This is a genomic window from Helicobacter cinaedi CCUG 18818 = ATCC BAA-847, assembly GCF_000155475.1.
In the GTDB taxonomy this organism is placed as follows: domain Bacteria; phylum Campylobacterota; class Campylobacteria; order Campylobacterales; family Helicobacteraceae; genus Helicobacter_C; species Helicobacter_C cinaedi.
In genome coordinates, this window is record NZ_DS990391.1 from 737,166 (window position 1) to 761,378 (window position 24,213).

Annotated in this window: 20 protein-coding genes; 13 read left to right on the forward strand and 7 right to left on the reverse strand. The window is 40.0% G+C overall.

Annotated features, from left to right (window positions below; all coding sequences use genetic code 11):
* Window positions 1–19: 19 nt before the first annotated feature.
* Window positions 20–2,230: a TonB-dependent receptor domain-containing protein gene (locus tag HCCG_RS03835; protein WP_034547997.1), complete on the reverse strand. Its 2,211-nt coding sequence runs from the start codon at window positions 2,228–2,230 to the stop codon at window positions 20–22.
* A gap of 156 nt (window positions 2,231–2,386) precedes the next feature.
* Between HCCG_RS03835 and HCCG_RS11925 the strand changes: the two genes are divergently transcribed.
* The 7 genes from HCCG_RS11925 to fliY are packed head-to-tail and all read left to right on the forward strand — an operon-like array spanning window position 2,387 to window position 7,918.
* Entirely contained in the window at window positions 2,387–2,539 is a 153-nt protein-coding gene (locus HCCG_RS11925) for a hypothetical protein (RefSeq protein WP_002956111.1), read from the forward strand.
* Window positions 2,487–4,028 (forward strand): flagellar biosynthesis protein FlhF, encoded by a 1,542-nt coding sequence (gene flhF / locus HCCG_RS03840; protein ID WP_002956112.1) that lies wholly within the window; start codon window positions 2,487–2,489, stop codon window positions 4,026–4,028. The genes HCCG_RS11925 and flhF overlap by 53 nt, the downstream gene beginning before the upstream one ends.
* A gap of 19 nt (window positions 4,029–4,047) precedes the next feature.
* The gene (locus HCCG_RS03845; protein WP_002956113.1) at window positions 4,048–4,920 is read left to right on the forward strand and encodes a MinD/ParA family protein; all 873 of its coding nucleotides are present in this window, start codon (window positions 4,048–4,050) and stop codon (window positions 4,918–4,920) included.
* Between the two features lie 40 nt (window positions 4,921–4,960).
* Window positions 4,961–5,299, forward strand: a complete 339-nt coding sequence (locus HCCG_RS03850; protein ID WP_002956114.1) for a hypothetical protein — start codon at window positions 4,961–4,963, stop codon at window positions 5,297–5,299.
* 24 nt (window positions 5,300–5,323) lie between these two features.
* Window positions 5,324–6,031 (forward strand): RNA polymerase sigma factor FliA, encoded by a 708-nt coding sequence (locus tag HCCG_RS03855; protein WP_002956116.1) that lies wholly within the window; start codon window positions 5,324–5,326, stop codon window positions 6,029–6,031.
* Window positions 6,024–7,085, forward strand: a complete 1,062-nt coding sequence (gene fliM, locus HCCG_RS03860; protein WP_002956117.1) for a flagellar motor switch protein FliM — start codon at window positions 6,024–6,026, stop codon at window positions 7,083–7,085. Before HCCG_RS03855 ends, fliM begins: the two co-directional genes overlap by 8 nt.
* 53 nt (window positions 7,086–7,138) lie before the next feature.
* Window positions 7,139–7,918 carry a flagellar motor switch protein FliY gene (gene fliY, locus HCCG_RS03865; protein WP_372449643.1) on the forward strand — a complete coding sequence of 260 codons (780 nt, stop codon included), beginning with the start codon at window positions 7,139–7,141 and terminating at the stop codon, window positions 7,916–7,918.
* Window positions 7,919–8,169: 251 nt separating this feature from the next.
* Here fliY and HCCG_RS03870 read toward each other — a convergent pair whose 3' ends face one another.
* Window positions 8,170–9,147, reverse strand: a complete 978-nt coding sequence (locus tag HCCG_RS03870; RefSeq protein WP_002956120.1) for an NAD(P)-binding domain-containing protein — start codon at window positions 9,145–9,147, stop codon at window positions 8,170–8,172.
* The gene (gene ccoS, locus HCCG_RS03875) at window positions 9,144–9,359 is read right to left on the reverse strand and encodes a cbb3-type cytochrome oxidase assembly protein CcoS (protein WP_002956121.1); all 216 of its coding nucleotides are present in this window, start codon (window positions 9,357–9,359) and stop codon (window positions 9,144–9,146) included. The genes HCCG_RS03870 and ccoS overlap by 4 nt, the downstream gene beginning before the upstream one ends.
* Window positions 9,360–9,533: 174 nt before the next feature.
* On the opposite strand from ccoS, the gene HCCG_RS03880 reads away from it, so the two are divergent.
* On the forward strand, window positions 9,534–11,204 hold the full coding sequence (locus HCCG_RS03880) for a methyl-accepting chemotaxis protein (protein ID WP_002956122.1): 1,671 nt from the start codon (window positions 9,534–9,536) through the stop codon (window positions 11,202–11,204).
* Between the two features lie 32 nt (window positions 11,205–11,236).
* A complete protein-coding gene (locus tag HCCG_RS03885) occupies window positions 11,237–11,992 on the forward strand; it encodes a hypothetical protein (RefSeq protein ID WP_015453190.1) in 756 nt (251 codons plus the stop codon).
* Between the two features lie 15 nt (window positions 11,993–12,007).
* On the opposite strand, the gene HCCG_RS03890 is transcribed toward HCCG_RS03885, so the two are convergent.
* Together HCCG_RS03890 and HCCG_RS03895 are read right to left on the reverse strand one after the other, a co-directional pair.
* Window positions 12,008–13,903 carry a dynamin family protein gene (locus HCCG_RS03890; protein WP_002956124.1) on the reverse strand — a complete coding sequence of 632 codons (1,896 nt, stop codon included), beginning with the start codon at window positions 13,901–13,903 and terminating at the stop codon, window positions 12,008–12,010.
* A complete protein-coding gene (locus HCCG_RS03895; RefSeq protein WP_002956125.1) occupies window positions 13,903–16,206 on the reverse strand; it encodes a dynamin family protein in 2,304 nt (767 codons plus the stop codon). The genes HCCG_RS03890 and HCCG_RS03895 overlap by 1 nt, the downstream gene beginning before the upstream one ends.
* Window positions 16,207–16,436: 230 nt before the next feature.
* On the opposite strand from HCCG_RS03895, the gene HCCG_RS03900 reads away from it, so the two are divergent.
* From HCCG_RS03900 to cydB, 3 genes are read left to right on the forward strand one after another with little or no spacing between them, the layout of a single operon-like run.
* The gene (locus tag HCCG_RS03900) at window positions 16,437–16,703 is read left to right on the forward strand and encodes a DUF4492 domain-containing protein (RefSeq protein WP_002956128.1); all 267 of its coding nucleotides are present in this window, start codon (window positions 16,437–16,439) and stop codon (window positions 16,701–16,703) included.
* A gap of 15 nt (window positions 16,704–16,718) precedes the next feature.
* The gene (locus tag HCCG_RS03905) at window positions 16,719–18,281 is read left to right on the forward strand and encodes a cytochrome ubiquinol oxidase subunit I (protein ID WP_002956129.1); all 1,563 of its coding nucleotides are present in this window, start codon (window positions 16,719–16,721) and stop codon (window positions 18,279–18,281) included.
* Entirely contained in the window at window positions 18,281–19,408 is a 1,128-nt protein-coding gene (cydB, locus tag HCCG_RS03910; protein WP_002956130.1) for a cytochrome d ubiquinol oxidase subunit II, read from the forward strand. Before HCCG_RS03905 ends, cydB begins: the two co-directional genes overlap by 1 nt.
* 306 nt (window positions 19,409–19,714) lie before the next feature.
* Here the strand turns inward: cydB and HCCG_RS03915 are convergent, their stop codons facing one another.
* On the reverse strand, window positions 19,715–21,037 hold the full coding sequence (locus HCCG_RS03915) for an aromatic amino acid transport family protein (RefSeq protein ID WP_002956131.1): 1,323 nt from the start codon (window positions 21,035–21,037) through the stop codon (window positions 19,715–19,717).
* A gap of 89 nt (window positions 21,038–21,126) precedes the next feature.
* A complete protein-coding gene (gene lpxD / locus HCCG_RS03920; RefSeq protein ID WP_002956132.1) occupies window positions 21,127–22,104 on the reverse strand; it encodes a UDP-3-O-(3-hydroxymyristoyl)glucosamine N-acyltransferase in 978 nt (325 codons plus the stop codon).
* 199 nt (window positions 22,105–22,303) lie between these two features.
* On the opposite strand from lpxD, the gene HCCG_RS03925 reads away from it, so the two are divergent.
* Complete coding sequence (locus HCCG_RS03925; RefSeq protein WP_002956133.1) at window positions 22,304–24,142, forward strand: saccharopine dehydrogenase family protein; 1,839 nt, start codon at window positions 22,304–22,306, stop codon at window positions 24,140–24,142.
* Window positions 24,143–24,213 lie beyond the last annotated feature (71 nt).

Consider the following 24,213-nt stretch of genomic DNA (forward strand, 5'->3'; position numbering starts at 1 on the left):
AGATTCTATCCTCCAAAGCCTAGAAGTCCGCTCTAAAGCTTATCCAATAGTTTCGGCTTGGCAAGATTCTTTGGTATTTGTTTTGTGCGTTTGTGGTGCTGCCCTGCCCACCACTGCCACCATTTGTAGTATAACTTGCATAATCCATAAAATACACATCAAAGAGATTATTAACCGCTAGAGTTAGGGCATAGTGTTTGCCGATTTTGTAGCTTGCTGCAACATCTACAAGCTGATAGTCTTTGTAATACTGCCCTACAATCTCTCGCACATTTGTTCGTGCATTAGATCCTGCATAAGGTGTGGGCGTTTTGTATTTCCCACTCCATCGCACATACATATCAAAATTACCATATTGATATTTTGGGGTAATAGTAAAGCTGTGTCGCGGGATAGAATTTATCGGCTCTCCTTTGCCCGAGCCACTTAGAGCTTTTGTGTAGGTGTAGCCATATCCTGCATCAAGGGAAAATCCACCAATAGGCTTAATCTTTGCACTTAGTTCTGCTCCGCTTACAAGACTTTTTTCTACATTGCGATAAGTGGAGCAGGTGCTAGAATCGGGGCAGATTTGGTTTGTCCCGGGGATTTGTGCGTTACCTGTTATGCCTTGTAATGTTTCAATTTGATTATTAAAATCTGTGTAATAGCCTGTAAGAATAAACATCGCTGGATCTGTATCTACAATCGCACTAAGCTCGTAGTTCCAGCTTTGCTCGGGCTTTAGGTTTGGATTCCCATAAGATTCTGTTGTAGATGTAGAGCTACCGCTGCTAGTGCTTGTGGTAATAACACCATCAGTGGTTTGCAAAAGTGTAGGGATAAGCATACCATTTGCCACACCTGCTTTAAATGTCAGCCAATCTGTGGGATTATAATTTACATAGAATCTAGGATTTGGCACGGTGGCGAAGCGATCGCTATAATTATAGCGTAAGCCAAGTGTGGTGCTTATGCTCTCACTTATGAGATATTCCCCTTCAGCAAAGATAGCAGCTTGATTTTGGTGCATATTTCTGTGTTTGCTAGAGATTGTGCCTATAAGATTCTCAAATTGATAATACACCCCACCATTAAAAATAATCGCCCCATAATTGTTTAAATCAAAGTCATTTGTATAAGTGCTTTGGAAGATAGCATTTTGGGAGGTGCGTTTGTTTGCATATTTGATATAATCCCCTTTATCCGCTCCAATGCCAACATTTGCGTGTGGGGCAATGAGATTGTAAGAGTGCTGCACATAGCTAGAGAGTTTCCCCCACTCATAGTTTCCATCGTGGCTAAGCACGGAATTAACCTTAAAAAGCTCTTGTATGGAAGTAATGCTACTGCTAGAGGTATTGAGCGTTCCAAGCCGTCCATTATAGACTTCAGAATCTAGATAGATATAATCGCTACTTGTTGGCGTGTAGTTGAGCCTAAAGCCACCGCTAAAATTGCGAGAGCCTGTGGAGGAGTGTGCCGCATAAGGATTGCCATTGTTACTTGGGCTTACCCACGAGGGCTTTAAAAATTCATTTGCATCATTGTATCTTGCAGAGCCACGGAGATTCAGCGAGAGCTTATCTTTGAGAAGAGGGATATTCATATAGGCATTTGTGCCATAGACATTCCCCCATTCACTATTTGGCTCAAAAAGCTTTGTTTCCATTTGGATTCCGCTTGTGAATGTATTTGTATGTTTTTTAGTGATAATATTGATAACCCCCCCCATAGCATCAGAACCATAAATTGTGGAGGCAGGACCACGAATAACTTCAATCCTTTCTATCATTGAAGGTGGCGGCATAAAGGAAGTTTGATTCCCAAGCCCATTTTGCACAAAGCCACGCGTGGTATTTTGGCGTTTGCCATCAATAAGGATAAGCGTGTATGTCGAGCTAAGCCCACGCATAGAGATTGAGTTTTGCCCTGTTTTGTCCTGCTCCACATACACGCCCGGGACATCTTGCACCGCATCACCTATATCGCGAATGGGGCGGGTTAAGATCTCTTCTTTGGGGATTATGGAGATGGACGCTGGAGCGGTTTTCATATCCTGCTCATAGCCCGAAGCGGTAACGACAGATCGTCCAAGATTCACTTTTCTTGTCTCATTGTCAGGGCGAGTTGCGTTAGATTCTAAGGTATTAAGAGAATCAGCAAAGCTCCCACTAAACAAGAAACTAAGGATAAGTGCGATATTAAAGCAGTTTTTTTGAGTAATGCAGTGAGAAGTTGAAGGCTTCATTATAAATCCTTTTATTAAAATTACAAACAATTCTTATTATCTAAAAAAGTTTGTGTGCGGATTTATAGCAATAAAAACTTTAAATAAATCTTAACAAAAACTCTCATTTTTAATATCTTGTAATCTACACAATGTAATAAAAAATATGGTGAAAATGTGAAGCTTTTTATACAAATCACACCGAGTTTAGCCAACTTTAACTTCGCTAAAACTCAAACAAGCTATAATCAGGGATTTTATTTGATAGGCGGATATTATGGCAAAGAAACTTCACACCTTTATGGGCGACACTCCAGCCCAAGCTCTTAAAAAAGCACAAGAAACCTTTGGGAGCGATATTTTGCTTGTTGAAAACAAGGAGATTCGCAAAAAGTCTCTTACGCAACCGGGCTTATATGAGATTGTTATCGCCGTTGATGAGATTGAGGGCAAGGAAACGCACAGCACAATAGAGCCAAAAGCAGAATCTAGCACAGACTTAGCCCAGCAGATTCCACAAAATAGTGTGCAAAAAAAGCTTGATGAAATAGCAGAAAAGAAAATGGCAAAAAAACGCCAAGAAGCAAACAAGCCTAGAATCTACGATGAAGTAACCTTGCAGCTTTCAAACGCCGTCAAAGAAATCTCACAGATTGCTAATGTGCCAAGTAATATGCCAGAATCTCCAAGCATTATTCCCCAAACCCCGCCACCTTCAACACCATCTTTGTCATCATCTTCACCTGCTCTAAGCCCCAACGCCGCACGACCATACCCCACAAGCACAACTACAACTAATAAGCCCAGCAAAGCCCAGATTATGCAAAAGCTTGATGAAAGGGCAAATGAAAGGATTCAGGATTTACAACAAACGCGTTTAGAGCAGCATATCAATGAAAGGCTAGAGCTTAAAGAGATAAAAAGTGAGCTTGATGATTTAAATGATAGGCTAAAAATCATTCAAAATATGCTATGGGAGGAGAAAAGCCCAAAAAATGAAGGTATAAATATCCCGCAGGAATTTGCTGAAATTTATAGAATTGCTAAAAGTAGCGGAATGAGTAGAGAGCATTTAGACACGATTATGCAGCTATCCTTAGAGCTTATGCCTTTAAAAATGCGTTCAAGCTCAACGACTATCAAGCGGTATTTTCGTGAAGTTTTGCGAAAGATGATTTATTGTAGGAGTGAGAATCTCAATAATAATGATAAAAAAATTATGATGCTTGTTGGTCCAACAGGCGTGGGGAAAACAACCACTCTAGCCAAACTTGCTGCGAGATATTCACTTATGCTCAATAAACGCTATCGCGTGGGGGTGATTACCCTTGATACTTATCGTTTAGCAGCGGTAGATCAGCTTATGGCGTATGCGCGTATGATGAAGCTAAGTATTGATACTGTTGTAGAGCCAGAGGAGCTGCCAAAAGCCATAGATTCACTCAAACATTGCGATTATATTTTGATTGACACGGCGGGGCATTCACAGCACGATAGGGGTAAATTGCAAAATATCAAGTCTTATTTGAATACGGATTATAAAATTGACATTAGCCTAGTGCTTGCACTCAATGCCAAGTATGAGGACTTGAAAGATACTTATAATGCCTTTAGTGAGCTTAATATTGACACTTTGATTTTTAGCAAACTTGATGAAAGTCGCAATTTTGGGAATATGTTTTCACTCGTATATGACACAAAAAAGCCCATTTCATATCTCTCAATCGGGCAAGGTGTGCCTAATGACTTGATTTTGGCAAGTAATGATTATTTGGTAGATTGTTTGCTTGATGGATTTAAGCGTCCAGAATCTAAGTAGAATCTCAATAGGAAAGCGTATGATACAAAATCAAGCCCACGAGCTACAATCCCTCATACAAAGCAAGGATAAACGCAACTTTAGCAACACAAAGTTTATTGCTATCACTTCAGGCAAAGGTGGAGTGGGGAAATCAAGCATAAGTGCCAACCTTGCTTATTGCTTATGGAAGCTTAAAAAACGCGTAGCCATCTTTGATGCGGATATTGGACTAGCCAACCTTGATTTAATCTTTGGCGTTAAGACACAAAAAAATATTCTTCACGCATTGCGTGGAGAAGTGAGTTTTCAGGAGATTATTTATCCCATTGAAGAAGGTTTGTATCTAATCCCGGGTGATAATGGAGAGGAGATTCTAAAATATGCTCATAGCGGTATTTTTGAGCGATTTTTACAAGAGAGCGATATTTTAGATTCTATTGATTATATGATTATTGATACTGGAGCTGGGATTGGCGGGATAACGCAGGGTTTTTTGAATGCTAGTGATATGCTCATTGTCGTTACTATGCCCGATCCTTCAGCGCTCACTGATGCGTATGCGACTATCAAGCTTAATGCCAAAATGCGTAATGAGATTTTTATGATTCTTAATATGGTAAAAAGCCAGAGAGAATCTCAAATGGTGTTTGATAGAATTGTAACTTTGGCTAAGAAAAATATCCCCGCACTTACATTACAGAATCTTGGATTCATCGAGCAAAGTCAAGTGGTGGCAAAAGCGGTGCGTTCGCGTGAGCTATTTGTCAAAGCCGAGCCATTAAGTGCGGTAAGCGGAGAGATACAACATATCGCACAAGGGGTTGTTATGAAGTTGGAACAAAATATGCTTAACTCACCACAAAAGCAACGATTTGCGGATTTTTGGCGGCGGGTGCTTGGCTATATTTGATAGCTTGAATCTTTAAAGAGTTTATCTTTTTGGGGCGGAAATGAAACCAGATAATTATATGAGCTTTAGCGTTGTTGCAGGATTCTTCGTTGGACTTGCGTTTTCTATTACGAAGTTTGATGAGCCGGAATTTATGGTGCTATGGACGATTATCACAACAATGGGCGTATATTTGATTGTGGCGGTATGTGTGGCGTTGTATTTTTGGTTTTTGGATTTTGAAAGCTCAAAATTAAAGAAAAGTAAGCTTGAAAGTAATCTTGAATACTATCGCCTTGAATTTGATAAGCGTGAAAAAGAATCTACCAAGATTCGCAATTTCATTAAGAGTATAGAATCTGATGATGAAGAAATGGCAGCCCAGCAGAATGCGAACTAAGGGTAGAGAATAAAGGGATAAGGTATGAAAAGTATGAAAAGTAATAACGGCTACAATCAAACGCTCAAATACGCGCAAGATGAACTCGCCCTGCAGTATCTTCCCGCAGTCAAAGCAATGGCATTCCGTCTAAAAGAGCGTTTGCCTAGCTCCATTGAAATGGCGGATTTAGTATCCATTGGCACAGAGGAGCTTATCAAACTTGCTAGGCGGTATGATAGCAGTCTCAATGATTCCTTTTGGGGCTATGCTAAGACGCGTGTAAATGGAGCGATGCTTGATTATTTGCGTAGCCTTGATGTGCTATCTCGTGCTAGTCGCAAACTTGTTAAAGCCATTGATTATGAGATTTCAAAGTATTTTAATGACTACCAAGAAGAGCCAAGTGATGAGTATTTGGCAAAGATTCTAAACGAAGATGTTGCCAAGATAAAAGAAGCTAGAGTGGCGTCTGATGTGTATGCGCTTGTGCCTATTGATGAGCAGTATAATGCGATATGTGGGGAAAATATCTTAGAAGATGTGCAAAAAGATGAGCTAATGGAGATTGTCCACAATGTCCTAAAAAAGCTTGGCAAAAGGGAGCAGATGATTATCCAGCTGTATTATTTTGAGGAGCTAAATCTTAAAGAGATTAGCGAGATTCTAGAAATTACCGAATCTAGAATCTCACAGATCACAAAAGAAGTCATCAAAAAAATACGACAAGCACTAGGAGATATAAATGGCTGATATACTAAGTCAAGAAGAAATTGATGCGTTATTAGAGGTTGTTGATGATGATGGCGATACCACCGAGATAGAAAAGCAGGGCATTACACATCAAAAGCAAGTTACACTCTATGACTTTAAACGCCCAAATCGTGTGAGTAAAGAGCAGCTCCGTGCGTTTAAGTCAATCCACGACAAAATGGCAAGAAGTCTCTCTTCTCAAGTGTCTGCGGTGATGAGAAGTATTGTTGAGATTCAGCTCCATAGTGTGGATCAAATGACTTATGGGGAGTTTTTGATGAGCTTACCCTCCCCCACAAGCTTTAATATTTTTTCAATGAAGCCCTTAGAGGGTGCTGCGATTTTAGAGATAAATCCAAGCATTGCCTTTCCTATGATTGATAGGCTTTTAGGCGGTAAGGGCGACCCGTATGAGAATTCACGCGAATTTAGCGATATTGAGCTAAATCTACTTGATACGCTTTTGCGACAGATTATGCAGAATCTCAAAGAGGCGTGGAGCTCTATCACAGAGATTTTCCCAAGCGTAGATGCCAAAGAATCTAGCCCAAATGTCGTGCAAATCGTGGCACAAAATGAAATTGTTATTATGGTGGTAATGGAGATTATTATCGGGCATAGTAGTGGAATGATGAGTATTTGCTATCCTGTTATATCCCTTGAAACCGTGCTATCCCGCCTAGCAAGTAGGGATTTAATGTTAAGTGATACAAGCTCAAAAAAGAGTAGAAATAAAGAGCTTCAAGCCCTTATTGCCGGAGCGAATGTCGTTGTCTCTGGCTATTTGGGTAATGCCACACTTTCACTCAAAGAAGTGCTTGACTTGCAGGTTGGCGATATTGTGCGGCTTGATAGGGCAGCTGATGATACGATTTTAGTCTCTGTTGATGGGCGAGAAAAGTATATAGCAAGTATCGGTTTGCAAAGGTATCGCAAGACATTGCAGATAAAAGAAGTGATTAAAACAGAAAAAGATCAAGTCAAAGAAGTGCTTGAAATGCTAGAATCTCAACGCAAAAACAGAATCGCAAATATTGAAGAGGAGGGAGAATGAAGCCTTTTATAGATTTAATTGTTCAAGAAGCCACTGCTACCATTGAAGGACTTATGGGTAAAACACCAAGTGTAACCCACACAAGCGATAGTAATGTAAGCCTTGAAAATCTCTCAATCCCCTATTCAATCAGCTATATTCAGGCAAGTGGTGATGGTAGTGGCGAGCTTGCTATGATTATCCCTGTGGCAATGGCAACAGCCCTAGCAGATATGATGTTAGGCGGTGAGGGTGAGAGCAAGCCAGAAATGAGCGAAGATGATTTAGATGCGATAAAAGAGATAAGTGCGAATATTTTTGGGGCAATCTCTACATCTTTGAACTCACAAAAAGAGCTGCCAAAGCTTAATTTTTCGTGTAGCAATATTGAGTTTGTTACACAGAGCATAGAGTTATCGCGTTTTGATAAAGCATATATTTTTAATTTTTCACTAGATTCTATCCAGTCAAATTTTACGATTTTAGCTAATGCAAGTTTTGTGGGACTTTTTGAGGGTGGAGCTGCTACTCCTGTAGCTCACGCAGAATCTGGATCTACTCCTGTGGCTCACGCACTTAGCCCGACAGAATTTAAAAATATCAATATGATTTTAGATGTGCGGCTCAATGTCAAGGTGCGTATCGGGCAGAAAAGAATGCTTTTAAAAGATGTCATTGCTATGGATATAGGCAGTGTCATAGAGCTTAATCAACTTGCTAATGATCCTTTGGATATACTCGTAGATGATAAGGTCATTGCTAAAGGCGAAGTGGTGATTGTAGATGGGAACTTTGGGATTCAAATCACTGATATTGGCACAAAACGCGATAGGCTAGAGCAACTGCGTGGGTAGATTCCCTAAATCCACATAGCGTTTGCCTTTGTTGTGTGTGGGTGTTTTGTAAATGTGACTAAGGCAGAAACCTATCACAAGAAAATAAAGTAGATTTACTTAGTGTAGAATCCGATTGAGATTCTAAAATCTCACGCTTTATCGCACCATTGCCATTTTGAGTATTATGAAAAGGCGAAAATCTTTTTTAGATTGTATATAATTTTTGTATGAGATATTTCGCTCCAATCACACAAACTCCCTTGAAAGTGCTAAAAAGCCGACGCAGCCCTTTTAGCGATGGTGTTGATAATATCATAACTATGCTTGATAGCCAAAGCGATTGAGCCACCGCTCTTTAGGGCAATATCCCCTGCAATAAAGAGATTTTTAACATTGCTTTCTAAATCTTGTGAGATAAGCGGCACACCTTTTTCATCAGTCTCAATCCCACATTTTTTGAGAAAATCCACCGGCGTTGCCCCACCGATAGCATAAATCACGCGATCAAACACTTCTTTACTTTCATCACTAAATTTCACACCTACCTTACTACTTTCATCGCTTAACTCCACAATATCAATGCCAAATCGCCCCAAAAGTCGCCCACTACCTAAAGCAGATTCTAACTCTTTTGCGTTTATGTCATTAATGCGTGTAAATTCTTTGCGGCGGTAATTGAGCGTTACACTTCCGCCTTGCCCACTTTGCGTATTTTGAGCTAAGTCAATGGCGTATTCCACAGCGGAGTTTCCTCCACCTACAACGAGAATCTTTTCACTACTCTTAGCCTCATTAGCATTAAAATTAACAAGCTTGCGGATTGTAGGAGGGATAGCATAGCTTGGCTTATTTGGCTGTCCCATTTTACCGATAGCGATGATGACAAATTTCGCATTAAAACTGCGATTATCACTTGTATTGACACTAAAGATTCCATTATTTTGACTTACAGATTCTACATCGCTTTGATACTCCACATTTATAGGCTCTAAAAGCGTGTCAAAATACTCTAAAGTGCTTTCTCTATTGCCATCTTGAAAGTCAAAATTGCCCTGAAGTTCCACAACCTGCCCTTTGTAGTCTCTATCTACGCGTTTGCCCTCTTTGTAGAATTTGCGGATACTCATATTATGAGATTCACCTTTTTCAAGCACAAGCACGCTAAGATTATTTGCCCTTGCTTCTATGGTGGCACTCATTCCCGCTGGTCCGCACCCAATAACCACAACATCATATATCGTATTCATTTTTGCTCCTTATCTTTATGTTTATTGTTATGTTTTTTTTCAGCCTTTGCTGCAAGATTCAAATCTTCAACAGAATCAAAAAGCACACCTTGCATCATTTTATTTGCATCATCAAATTGTCCATTTTTTAGCCCCCAAATAAAAGCAAGGAGCCCAAATAGCCCAAGCACAAGCGATACACCAAGCATAACAGCAATCATTTCCGTATTCATATTAAGCCTTTATTTGTGGGAAAAATGGTGGGGATTCTAGACATAGTTTGTAAATTGAAGTCAAATAAGGCAGTTTTCGCGTTGGTTGCGTTGGTGTTATGGATAAATATTTATTAAAAAGTTATACAATCCACGATTAAATTTATATGCAGAATCTTACATAAGGAGATAAAAATGTCAAATGATTCACAAAAAACAAAACCAGAGAAAAAGGTGAGTGTTGGCGTTATGCTGGGCTTTGGCTTTGGGGTGCTTATCTTATTTTCGTGTATTATGGTATTTATCGCACTTAATCGTGTGAGTGAGATAAACGCTTCGCTTAGTCAAATTAATGACATCAACGCCCTAGCTCAACGCTATGCGATTAATTTTCGTGGAAGTGTGCATGATAGAGCGATTGCTGTGCGTGATGTGGTGCTGATTGATAGTGAGAATACAAAAGGTTTGCAACAGCTTTTGGAACAAATAGCCACATTGGAAAAATTCTACAAAGAAGCAGAAGATGATATGAAAGAGAAATTCATCAATACAAATCTGCTTAATGAAAAGGAGCTTAGTATTTTACAAGCTATTGAGGCTACTCAAGCTAAGTCCATTCCACTTATCGTGCAGATTAGCCAAGCTAAACTTGCTGGAGATTCACAAAAAGCTTATAATCTCTTAAAAACGCTATCCCCATATTTTACGCAATGGCTTGCCGAGATTAACCAGTTTATTGACTATCAAGAAGATGCGAATTCTGCTTTGACTGCGGAGCTAAGAAGCGGTGTGAATGAGTTTAGAATCGTGCTTTTGGTGCTTTTGGCTTTGAGCGTTATTTTTGGCATAGTTGTGGCTATTGTGATTATACGCTCATTGTTGCGTTTGCTCGGTGGAGAGCCATATATCGCTTCACAAATTATCAGCAAAATCGCCAATGGCAACCTTTCTGAATCTGTAGCATACAAGGGTGAATATTCTATGCTCTCTTCCATTGCGACAATGCAGGAAAAACTCAAAGAAATTGTGGAGTTTATCACACGCTCTTCAAACCAAATCAACGAAGTTGCATTAAAAGTCTCTCAAACTTCAAATCAAGCTCAAGACGCTGCTAGGACACAAATGCAAAGCTCAACGCAAGTAGCAGGTAAAATAGAGCAGATGAACAAAGCAGTGATTGAAGTCTCAAACATCGCTCAACAAACTGAAGAAAATTCCACAAAAAGTGTGGAGATTTCAACAAAAGGTGTGGAGATTATTAATATTACCGCTGAAGAGATTGGCAAGATTACAGAGATGATTAGTTCTTCTGCGGAAAATATCCGTGGCTTACAGCAGCAGTCTGTGGAGATTAGCGGAAGTGCAAGCTTGATTGCTGAAATTGCTGATCAAACTAACCTTTTAGCTCTTAATGCCGCTATTGAAGCAGCTCGTGCTGGAGAACACGGACGGGGCTTTGCGGTTGTTGCCGATGAGGTAAGGAAACTTGCTGAACGCACCGCCTCAACGACAGCGGAAATTGCCAATATGATAAAGCTTATCCAAGATGGCATAGGCACTTCTGTTGATGCCATTGAAGCCATTGTGCCTCAAATTGACAAAGGGCAAAAGCTGATTATGGATTCAGTCCAAACACTTGAAGAGATTCAAAATCAGGCTCAAGATTCACTCCAAAAGGCTAAAGCCGTGGCAAGCTCATCAAGTCAGCAAGAAAACACAATGCAAAGCATTTCAAATGATATGCAGGGCATTTCCACACTCTCACAAGAGACAAGCCTATCACTTGAAAATGCCAACAAAACAATCAATGAGCTAAAAAACATTTCAGATTCACTGAAAAACTATATGGCGTATTTTAAAATCTAAAATCGCCACTTGCTGTGAAAGGAATGAATACAATGAGATTTTTAGCAGTATTTGCCATTGTGGGCTTTTTTGGCTTTATTAATGCAAAAGAATGGAGAGAAACGCCTTCAGTTGAAAAAAGGCTTGAGACACAAATAAACATCGCTCAAAAAATCGCAGAGATAAAGGCAGAGCCTGTGGAAGTGATACCTGCGAATTTGGGCGAGATGAAGTTTAAGATTCTAGCTGATGAAGATGGCTTTTATGCCCTGTATTTGGGCGATGACAAGACAAATGTGAGTATCAATAGCCCCGCAGATTTTTTCTCCGCCTCGTTTGCAAGTATGGAAGCTTTCAATAAAGCTTATGAGATATTCACACAGCACAATGCGTCTATGCGAGAATCTAAGATTCTAAAGATATTTAAAACATATCCGCAATATGTGCTAGACTTTAAAGCAACAAGTAAGACACAAACAACACTCTATATGTTGCTTACCCCATTTTGTGAGCCTTGTAATGAAAAGATAAGAGAGCTCGCAAGGCTCACAGAACAAGCACATATAAAAATCATCTTTGTGGCAGCAAATAATGAAGCTTATCATAAAGTGATGTCCTTATATGCGGCAATGCAAGGCTATAAACATAAAAACCAAGAGGATAAAATCGCTAAGCTTCAAACACTTATAGATGATATAGCATTTTTGCCCCCGGTCAAAGATGATGACAAAAACGCTATGGATATGTATAAAGAATTAGCCAAAGCTAGAATCTCCTATCTACCCTATATTATTGAGACTAGCAAATAAGCTTAAAGTGCCACTTTATTCCTGCGATTCTTGCTCTTGCGAATAGGATTTAAGCGTGGCTATAAGGCTTTGAAACTGCTTAAGATGATGGGCGTATTTTTCCGCATATTGCGTGAGTAGCTCACCTTGAGTTTTGCAAAGCTCGGTATATTCTCGCTCAAAATGCCAAATACTCTTTTTATGCAGAGGCTGGGTTAGGAGATTTTCCTGTAAGAAATGAAAATGAAAGCCTAGACTTAGCTCATCGCGGATATTTTCTAAGCTTGGGTTAAAAAGGGGCAGTGTATCTGGGCTTTTACTATGCTTTGCCTTTGCCTCTTCAATCTTTAAGCCTATGTGGCTAAGACACAACGCTATGCTTAAAGGATAATTAAGACTTAGAATCTTGTGAAAGAGCATAAGATGAGCTTTCAATTCGGCGGTGTGTTTTAAGGCAAGGGTGTGAAAAGATTGTGCCATTTCATCAATGGTTTTTTCCAAAGGTGGGCTTTGCAAGGGCGGGAGAAAGGCAGCATACCATTGTATGAATAAGTCCTGTATTAGCTTTGTTTGCGTATCTAGCAAGGATTCAAACTCTTTCCCACTCTCCATAATGTCAAATCCAAGCTTTGTAAAATCCCTAGCAAAAGTAGAATCTGCGTTATTTAAGCTTAAAGATAACCGCTCTTTAGGCAAAAACGCCACTTCCTTGCTTTGCTTTATCTCTTTTGTGAAACCAAAGCTTTTTTCTATGCGGGTAAATTCCTGTGAGGTTCTTTCAATAGCATTATAGATATGTTGGCTAAGGGATTCTAAATGAGAAGAAAAAGTATCAAAAAGCTTAGGAAAATCCTTGTAAAATGGACTTTGTATGGCGTTGTTATTCAAAATTTGGACTGAATCTTGAAGTAAAGATTCAAGGTGAGAAAATCGCAATTTAGCGTGCAAACTCAAACGAGCATAGCGGAGTAAAAGTGTGCGGAGCTGTGTGCATATTGTGCGTGTCTTGGCAGATTCAGCTAAAGGCGTGATATGTGTTTGTAAAAATGCCACGACAGATTGAATATTAGAATCTAAAAGCAATTCCCCTGCTTTCTCTGCATTTAGCTCATTATTGTGGCTATAAGATTGCAGGGCGTTTTTTGCCGAGATAGCAATAATATCCCCAAACAGCCCACTAAAAGCCTTTTTAGCATATTCTAGGCTTGTGTTTATCTCATCTTCATTTTTAAGCCTATCTTTTTGATTAAGCACACATAGGCTTTTACTCACATAGCGTCTAATATGTGCGTTGATGATTTCTTTCTCACTTTGTTTGCCGACATTATCAATAAGGGTTAGCCAAATGATTCCATCTACACTCTCTAGCACCGCATTTGTCGTGTCTGTATCGCTTTGATTTTGTGAGTTAAAGCCCGGCGTGTCTAAAAAGCTCATAGTTTTAAGCAGCTCTAGTGGTGCATAAAGCTTGTAAAAGGCGATTTTAGCATTCTCAGCAACGCTTACTTCATTCATATAATACAATGGCTTTGTGGCGATATTGCCATTTTTGTAATGCAATTCAAGGGCGTAATCGTTGCCATAGACGATATGGCAGATTTTAGCCGTAATGGGTGTGATGCCACTAGGGAGAATCTCCTGTCCTAAAAGGGCGTTTAAAAATGTAGATTTTCCGCTACTAAACTGCCCGATAATGGCAATTTTCATCGGCTCTTGTATGCTTTGGGTGAGATTTTTGAGTATTGTGGAGATGCGAGAGCTTAGGGGCATCATTTGCTGAATCATATAACGCGTCTTGTCAATCAACGCATACAGCGGATTGCTCCCTTGCAGTGCTTTGTTTTTTGCTTCTAAATATTCATTGATAAAAGTTTCAAGCAAAGTGTTGCTTAAATCTTGTGAATCTTGTGCTGTTTGCTTCAAGGCTTCCATTAGCTTAGCTCCTCTAAAGTATGTGTGATTTGCTTTGCAATATCTTGAATCTGGCTTTGTTTAGATTGAATCCTATCTTTTTGGACTTCAGCATTGCCATTATTTTTTGTAGCTAGGGCAGATTCTAAACTCTCTTGCTTATTCTTAATCTCTTCTTCAATCTCTTGCTTTTTGTGTTGTGCTATTTGCTCAAAATGCGTCATAAAAAGCGTTTTAATTGCTGTGTTTTTTTCTTTTATCAGCCCATCAAAGCTTTCAAAAATATCTTTAAATAAAGAATCTAAATTTGCTTTTAAACGCTCCGGCTTAGGGCTTAAGGCTTGTGGCAAAGATTCCAAAATTTGCAAAATATGTGTAATTTCACTGCTTTTAAGCTGAAAATGTACGCTTGGTAGGGTATCGCTCTGTGAAGATTCCATAGCATTTATGGAATCTTGTGGGGCAATATCACTTTTAAGCTGTGTAATCTTGCGACTAAGCTTATACTTATACTCACGCAAAATATCGGCAAAGCAGTCCTTTAGCCCCTGCTCTATCATCACGCAAAAGGCTTGAGCTTGGGGCTTTGCCCCTCGTTCAAAATCATAGAGAATATCATTTAGCACCTTGTCTTTTATAAGTGTGGCGGATTTTGATAGGGTATTGTGGCTTAGAATCCCAAGTGAGTTAAGAAAGTCCGCTAAATCCGTATTCAGCACGGATAGATGAGATTCAAAGTTTTGAAGTGTATCTAAAAGGGCTTGGTTTTGAGCGGTATATTTGCTAATAAGAGAATCTAGCTCTTCCCCACTCGCACAAAGCAAGGCAGATTCTATTTCTATCAGTTCTTTCTCATCTTGGGCGATTTTTAGCATTGCTTTAAAGGCAAGATAAAGCTTGTCTTTTGCCTTAAGGCTATCCTGCCCTAAAAGCATTGTTTGGAGATAAGATTCAATCTCTAAAATCCCGCTTTCTTCAAGGCTCATTGTGGGCTTATCTTTAGAATCTGCTTTTTGTATGCGATGAAGCAATGCCGCATACCCTGCTAGTGGGATAAAATCAATCCTTTGGATAAGGGATTGTATATCGCCTTTGTATTTGGCATTTTTAAGCTGGGATATAAGGCTTGATTTGGTGTATTCAAGGCTAGATTCTAGCTCCTTTTGTGTCAGCAAATCAATGCGTGTAAGCACCACAAGCAGACGAGAGATATTCTGCTCTAAAAGGGCTTCTAAAATAAAATCAATATCTTTTTGTGTCGCCGCACAGCTAACATTCATAATATGTATAAGCATATCACAATGCTCAATATATTCCCGCGTAATATCCTCTCTTTTTGTGATAGGATCATCAAGCCCGGGCGTATCTACAATCTCTACGCCATTTTCCAAAAATGCTAAGGGCATAAAAAGCTCCACCTTTTCTACGAGATTACAAAACTTGCTTGTGTGATTAGCCGAAGTATAGGCACTAAGATCATTTAGCTCAATGTCTTTGCTGTATTTTGGTGAAGTGATAAAATCTTGTAATGTATCCTTAAAATGCTCTTTACTCTCTTTTACAAATGCTTTAAGATTAGAATCATACGCACTTTGGGATTCTAAATCCTCCCATTGCTCCTTACTCCAAAAATGCACCCTTGCCCTTGGAGTTTCTCCATAACGCAACACACTAAGATTTGCTGTCTCTGGCACGCTTGAAGTCCCTAAAACTTCCTGCCCTAAAAGAGCGTTTAAAAATGTAGATTTCCCCGCACTTAAAACCCCCGTAATGCCTATGCAAAACCGCTGCTCTTCTAATTTAGTAAGATTCTTATCCATTGCCTGAAGCAAGGAATCTTTACTTAAAAGTGGTGTGAGAAGCTCAAAAAGGGCGTGGAATTGCGTGTGAAATGTTTTTAAATACTTTGTTTTGCTTGACTTATTTGTGCTTATGCTTATGTGTGAGGGGGTGGTGTGTTTGAGCAAACTAAAAAGCCGCAGTTGCTCATCATCAATCACCCCTGCGAGATTAAGATTAGCAAAATAAGGCATAAGCTCTTCAAAAATGTGTGGATTTTGCGTAATGATACTTGTCTGCATAGCAAGGATATAATCAAGCGGATTAGAAGTATAACCAAGAGCTAGATTTGATGGAATCTGCCTTGAATCTGGCAGGAGATTCACAAAACTTGGACATTGCATAAAAAGCTCAATATTATTGGCATTGACGCATAAAACAATGCTTAGAGCATTGTTTGAAGAATCTACGATAAAGGGGAGATTTCTCTGCATTGGCGGGGGCAAATGATGAAAGCTATTAAAAAAATGTTGCAAAACAGACATTTGAAAAACTCCATAGAGAATGAATAGAAATTTGATTTGGGAATTTTACCCCAAAATGTAAAAAGTAAAATAAAAGCATAATTATCTTAGAAAATGCAGGGAGTTTTTTGCAAAAAACGCACATTTTACCATTTTCAAAGCCGTATAAAATTTGATACAATCACTCTTGCATTTTGTGCTATGGGGTTACAAAGGCATAAAAAAATGAAGTGTGAAATCTGGAGGTTTGTGTGGGGTTTTTCAAAAAGGCTTTGCTGCTCTATGTCGATGGATTTAAAAATCTAAAAGTCGGCAAGATTCTATGGAAAGTCATTTTTATTAAACTCATTGTGATTTTTGCCGTGCTAAAGGTTTTTGTATATGATAAGAATCTTTCACAAATGGGCGATTTTGAAGAAAAAAGTGCCTTTGTTTTGGATAATCTCACGCAATCACAGAGACCTATACAGAATCTTGCACCTTCACATAACTTCACACAATCCCCCACAAAACCTTAAGGAGTTGTTATGGATATGGTAAATGAACTTGCAAGTGTGGATTGGGCGAGAGCACAGTTTGCTTTGACGGCGTTATATCATTTTTTGTTTGTGCCTTTGACTTTGGGACTTTCTTTTATTGTGGCGATAATGGAGACTATCTATGTCAAAACAGATAATCCACAATGGCGTAAAATCACGCGTTTTTGGCTTACACTTTTTGCGATAAATTTTGCCATTGGCGTGGCTACGGGTATCATTATGGAGTTTGAGTTTGGCACGAATTGGGCGAATTACAGCTGGTTTGTGGGCGATATTTTTGGCGCACCTTTAGCGGTTGAAGGCATTATGGCATTTTTCTTGGAGGCTACTTTCTTTGCCGTAATGTTTTTTGGCTGGGATAAAGTCTCTAAAAAATTCCATTTACTCTCTACTTGGTTTGTAGCTATTGGCAGCAATCTTTCAGCCTTTTGGATTCTTGTGGCAAATGGCTGGATGCAATACCCCATTGGCACGATTTTTAATCCTGATACTGCACGAAATGAAATGAGTAGCTTTGCTGAAGTAGCACTTTCACCCGTGGCTGTTTCAAAGTTTTTACACACTGTGGCAAGTGGCTATGTTATCTCTGCTCTTTTTGTAATGGGGATTTCTGCCTTGTATCTTTTAAGGGGGAGATTTATAAGTGAGGCGAAAAAGAGCTTAATTGTGGGGGCGAGTTTTGGGCTTATCACTTCAATGTTTTTATTCTTTAGTGGTGATGAGAGTGCTTATCGTGTAACACAACATCAGCCGATGAAACTTGCCGCAATGGAGGGCATTTACCAAGGAGAGCATAGAGCAGGAATCACCGCATTTGGAATCTTAAACCCCGATAAAAAACCCGGCGATGAAAAGGAAGTATTCCTATTTGATATTACTATTCCTTATGCGCTTTCAATCCTTGGCAATCGCAGTCCAAATAGCTTTGTGCCGGGTATTGAAGACTTATTGCACGGCAATGAAAAGCAAGGCATAACCGGCATAGATTCTAGAATCCAAAGTGGCAAACTAGCCCTTTCAGCTCTCAAAGACTACAAGGAAGCAAAAGCACAAAATGATACCGAAGCGATGAATTTTAATCGTGGGATTTTAGAATCTAATATGCCAAACTTTGGCTATGGGTATTTAGAAAAGCCCGAAGATGCTATTCCGCCGATTGCTTTGACATTTTATAGTTTTCACATAATGGTGGCTTTGGGAAGTGCATTTTTTGTGCTATTTATCGTTGTGCTTTACTTGGCAATGGCAAATAATGTCGTGCAGTTTCGCAAGATTCTGTGGCTTTGTGTTATTGCTATACCTTTTGGCTATATCGCCGCAGAAGCGGGGTGGATTATCGCCGAAGTTGGGCGGCAGCCTTGGGCGATACAAGACTTGCTCCCTGTGGGTATTGCCGCTACGCACCTTTCAAGTGTGCATATTCAAGTCTCATTCTTTATTTTTGCGTTTCTTTTTACGACTTTGCTTTGTGCGGAGATTGGCATTATGATTAAAAGCATTAAAAAAGGCTTTGTGGAAGAGCATAGCGTGGATTCTACGCATAAAGGGGGCAAGTGATGTTTTTTGGACTTGAATTGAGTGGGCTACAAATTTATTGGTGGATTATTGTAAGTCTGCTTGGCGGACTTTTGGTGTTTATGTTTTTTGTGCAAGGCGGGCAGAGTTTATTGCATATCATCGCAAAAGATGAGCTAGAAAAGACTATGCTTATCAATTCTTTGGGGCGAAAGTGGGAGCTAGGATTTACCACATTGGTGCTATTTGGTGGAGCGTGTTTTGCGGCATTTCCATTGTTTTATAGTGTAAGTTTTGGCGGAGCGTATTGGGTGTGGTTGGCAATTTTATTTTGCTTTATTATTCAGGCGGTAAGCTATGAATATCGCAAAAAAGAAGGGAATCTACTTGGCTCAAAGGTGTATGAAATCTTTTTGTGGATTAATGGTGTATTTGGCGTGTTTTTAATCGGTGTGGCGGTAAGCACATTTTTTAGCGGCTCACATTTTGTGCTAGATTCACGAAATTTTGTAAAATGGAGCAAGGCAAGTAGGGGGCTTGAGGCATTGCTTGAGCCGGCAAACTATCTCTTGGGCTTAAGTTTGGTGTTTTTAAGCCAGATTCTGGGAGCGAGTTATTTTCTCAATAATATCAATGATGAGATTATTGCTAAACGCGCAAGATTGGCTATGTTTGTAGCGACTTTAGCGTTTTTGCCTTGTATTTTGGGCTTTTTAGCGTGGATATGCTTTAAAAGTGGATTCTATGTGGGTGAAGATGGCAAGGTAAGCTTAGAATCTTATGTGTATTTACATAACTTTTTATCCCAGCCTTATTTGATTGTGGGGCTATTGCTTGGTATGGTGGCGGTGCTATTTGGGATTTTTCTTAATGTCTTTAAGCGTAGCACAAAGGGTATTTTTCCGCTTGGGCTAGGCAGTGTGCTTGTAGTGATGATGGTGTTTTTAAATGTTGGCTTAGGCAATAGTGCATTTTATCCTTCCATTGCTGATTTGCAAAGCTCTCTCACCATACAAAATGCCTCTTCAAGCTATTATACACTTTCAGTAATGGGCTATGTCTCCCTGCTTGTGCCTTTTGTGTTGGCTTATATTGCGTATGTGTGGCGTGCAATGGATAGAGTTAAAATCACAAAAGAAGAGATGAGTAATGACACTCACGCCTATTAGAATCTTAGGAATATTGTAAGGAGAAACACAATGGGAACTTCAATTTTTATGCTTGTCTTGTGGCCTGTGGTGATTTATGTGTGCTACAAGTTTATTATGCTAAACATCACTCACACCGAAAAGCAAGAAAAACAAGATTAAGATTCTGTATTTTTTTGACACTTTTATAAATGCAGGGTTGCTTTGCTACGCGAAGTTACCTTGTCGCAAATTTATCTGTCTCAATTTCTCACAACGCTTTTAAACTGATTTATTGCACTTAATGATTTGCTCTAGATTCTAAGGGATAGAATCTAGAGAGAAGTGTTAAGCGATAAGCTTATAAGCCACGGTGAAGATTGTCAAAAGCCCTGTGATAAACACAAAGGCATCTAGGGCTGGGTTTTTGAACTGCTTCATTTTTGACACGCTATAAATAGCGATGATTGGCATAAGGAATAAAATCGCTGCGATGATTGGGCCGCCTAAGTCTTCAATAAAGCCAAGCACACTAGGATTGATATAGGCTACAACAAGCATTACCACATACATCACACTTGTGCTTGCCACAGCTATGACTTTCAGGTTTGGAGTTTCATTCCCTACGATTTTACAGCACTTACGCACGATACCATACGCTCCTTCACGCGCTCCAAAATAATGCCCAAAAAATGAGCTAGAAATCGCCAAAAATGCTATCAAAGGACCGCCATAAGAGATGATAGGATTATCAAGCTTATTAGCAAAGTAGGATAGCACAGGGATATTTTGCACTCTCGCTTCTGTAAGCTCCGCTGGACTTAGACAAAGCACACAAGAAAAGACAAAAAACATCACAAAAATTAGCAACATAGTAGCCGTGCGGAATAGAATTTGATTTGCTTTTGCCACAGAATGATCCCCATACTCACGCTTCACACTCAAAGAAAATGTAGAAATCGCCGGAGAGTGATTAAAGCTAAAGACAAGCACAGGTAGGGTAAGCCACACGATTGTAAGAAACTCTTTAACATTTGGCACTTCGCTTAAACTGCCTAGATTCCAGTGCGGGATAAGATAGAGCGAAAAGAGAAAAAGTATCGCACACAGCGGATACACAAGCCATTCGCATACTTTGGTAATAAACTCTTCGCTAAAAAGCATAATCAACATAAACGCACTTACACCTAAAAATACCAAAATCGCCCGCCATAATGGCAGCAAATGTGCTACTTGTGTGCCTTTGTCATTGAGTTCGGTTGTGTAAATAGAGCTGATAAACATAGCTAGAGAGCCATTAGAATCTAGCAGGGGCAAAAGCTGATTGTAAATAAAGCTTTCAAATGTGTTTGTAATCCCTACACAATACGCCAAGCAAATAGGGAAAATCGCAAAGAAATACAAAATAGAGATAAACACACTCACATTGCGTCCAAAATACTCTTCTGCGGCGTGAGTGATGTCTCTGTCATTACCATTTGCTTGACAGACAAAGCGACTTAACGCTCTGTGGCTCAAATACACCATAGGAAAGATGACAAAACACATCACTACAACAGGCCAAAAGCCACCGCCTCCAGCCTTAATAGGCAGATATAAGATCCCAGCTCCTACTGCCGTGCCAAAGAGAGAGAGCATCCAGCGGGTATCAAAAGCATTCCATTTTTGCATAACGCTCCTTTGTAAATTGTGAATGTGGATTTATTCTATACTAGAAATCTTGCTATTTCTTTAACTTTTTTCAAAAGATTCTAAAAAATTTAGCGTGGCGTGGATTTTTTTAACATTCTGCGTAAAGAGACATAAAATTTCATCCACTCATCAAGCTCCATAAGCGGATGTCCGCCCCATTTTGTGTTGGCAGGGAGATTTTTGCCTACCGCTCCCCTTCCAGCTACTTGCACAAAATCGCCGATATGGATATGCCCTCCTGTCCCGGCTTGTCCGCCAAAGATGACATTGCGTCCGGTTGTGGTAGATCCAGCCAAGCCCACTTGCGAGACAAGAATGCTATGTTCGCCAATGACGCAGTTATGCCCAATTTGCACGAGATTATCAATCTTTGCTCCTTTTTTGATAATCGTCTCTCCAAACACCGCCCTATCAATGGTATTATTCGCTCCAATCTCTACATCATCTTCAATCACCACTCTGCCATTATGTGTGATTTTGATATGCTCTCCCTTATCGGTATGTGCGTAGCCAAAGCCATCGCAGCCGATGATACTTCCAGCGTGGATAATGACATTATCGCCGATATGTGTATTGCCATAAATTACAACATTTGGGTAGATTTTGCAGTTTTTGCCAATGCGGACATTATCGCCTATTACCACGCCGGGCATAAGGCTAGAATCTTGCCCTATGCTAGAGTTTTCTCCTATGCTGACATTGGGGGCTAGTTTCACGCTTGGGTGGATACTGCCCTGTGTCTGCTGACTAAAATCGCTTGAGGCAAAGAGATGTGAAAGCAGAGCAAAGGCAAGATGTGGATTTGTTACGATAAGGGGCTGAATGTGGCTAGGCACTTGTGATTCTAACTCTTTGCGGATAAGCACCGCTCCAGCTTGTGAATCTGCAAGAGAAGAGATATATTTATCCTGATCTATGTAGCTTATTTGCGTGTGGGTGGCAGATTCTAATGGGGCGATACCGCTAAGTTCAAAGTCATTTTGTATGGTATTTTGCAAGGTAAGATAGCCTTTGAAAGCTGTGCTTGTGGCTTGAGATAGGAGCATTGCTAATCCTTATCAAATGTGGAATAAAGACGCAATCATAGCATAAACATTACAAAAATCTTACAAACCGATAAGTGGGTGTAAAAACCTAATGCTAAGGGTTTTGTAGTCATAATTGAATGAAATTGTGTATAATTCAGCCACTCGTATAAAATCGTATGAAATGGCGTATTAGAAAATATCTACATAAGGAGCAATTATGGCTTGTGTTTTACAGATTGGTGCAGGTGGAGTTGGCGGTGTGGTAGCGCATAAAATGGCGATGAATAGGGAGAGTTTTACTCGCATTATCTTAGCTTCTCGCACCCTTAGCAAATGCCAAGCGATAGCAGATTCTATCCGCCAAAAAGGCTTAGGTGGGATTGAGATAGATTCTGTCGATGCTGATAGCGTAGAATCTGTGATGGCTTTGATTGAAAAATATCGCCCAAAGCTTGTGGTAAATGTCGCATTGCCTTACCAAGACTTGAGCGTTATGGAAGCGTGTCTTCGCACAAAAACGCATTATTTAGACACGGCAAATTACGAGCATCCAGATTCAGCGCATTTTGAGTATAAGGAGCAGTGGGCGTATGATACACGCTATAAACAAGCAGGGATTTTTGCACTGCTTGGCAGTGGCTTTGACCCGGGCGTTACTAATGTGTTTTGTGCTTACGCACAAAAGCATTATTTTGATGAGATACATAGCATTGATATTTTGGACTGCAATGCGGGGGATCACGGCTATGCGTTTGCGACAAACTTTAACCCTGAAATCAATCTAAGGGAAGTGAGTTCAAAGGCGAGATATTGGGTAAAAGATATTAAGGATTCTAATGTGGAATCAAATAGACTTGTTTCACAAGCTGACTTAGCCTTAAATCCAGACTTAAAACAAGATACTATCTACCGCAAGTTTGAGCGAGAAGAAAAGCATTGGCGAGCAGAAGTGGAGACAAAAGAAGCACAAAGAGAGCAACAAAAAGAAGGAAATTCTAAGATTTTTGATGAGAAAGGTGTGTTTTGGAGCGAACAAGCAAGGAGTTACCTAAGCGGTAATGACGCCGCTTGTGAGCGAACAATTGCACCTTTATCGCAAAAAGCTGAATTTCCATACGCAGGGGGGCAGTGGCGAGATATTGCGCCCCTAGCTTTGATGAAAGAGTGGGACTACCCAGAAGTTGGCGTGAAAAATAGCTATTTGCTTTACCACGAAGAGTTAGAATCGCTTATCCGCAATATCAAAGGTTTGCGAAAAATCCGCTTTTTTATGACTTTTGGCGAGAGCTATCTCACGCATATGAAATGCTTAGAGAACATCGGCTTTTTACGCATTGATGAGGTGGCACACAAGGGTGGCAAAATCGTGCCTATTGAAGTGCTAAAAACACTTTTGCCAGATCCTGCAAGTCTAGCCTCTCGCACAAAGGGGCAAACGCACATTGGCTGCTATATGAAGGGCGTGAAAGACGGCAAAGAACGCACGATTTATATCTATAATATTTGCGATCACGAGGCGTGTTATAAAGAAGTCAATGCGCAAGGTGTGAGCTATACCACAGGTGTGCCAGCGATGATTGGAGCAAAGCTCATCTGTGAAGATAAATGGGGGCTAAATGCGCCTAAGGGGCATTTAGCTTGTACTGCTATTTCGGCGGAGTCTGCGAAAATCGCTCAATCACTTACCTCTAGTAAGCTCAATCGCGATTTTCTTGACAACCGCCAAACTAGCAGCACAATCTTAGAATGCCAAGATTCCAAAAAAGACTCTAAAGTAGAATCTCAAAAAGTGGATTCTGCCCCTTGCCATACTGAACGCAGTGGAGCTTCTAGCATAGAATCCTACAATGTAGAGCGACTAAAACTCAACGCCGATATGCCAAAAGGTGGAGAGCATCAGGGGATAGATTCTAGTAGTGGTAGTGGCGTGTGGAATATGGAGCAAAACGACCCCGACCCCTTTATGCAAGAATTAAACGCTCAAGGACTCCCATACATCGTCTGCGAGATAGAATCTAATGGCAATTTAAAAGTGCTAGAAGATGGGAGAAAGTAGAGAATCGCAATACAAAATAAATCGCTTAAGCAAGATATGGGGAAGTTTTACTAAGCTTTATACCTAACAAA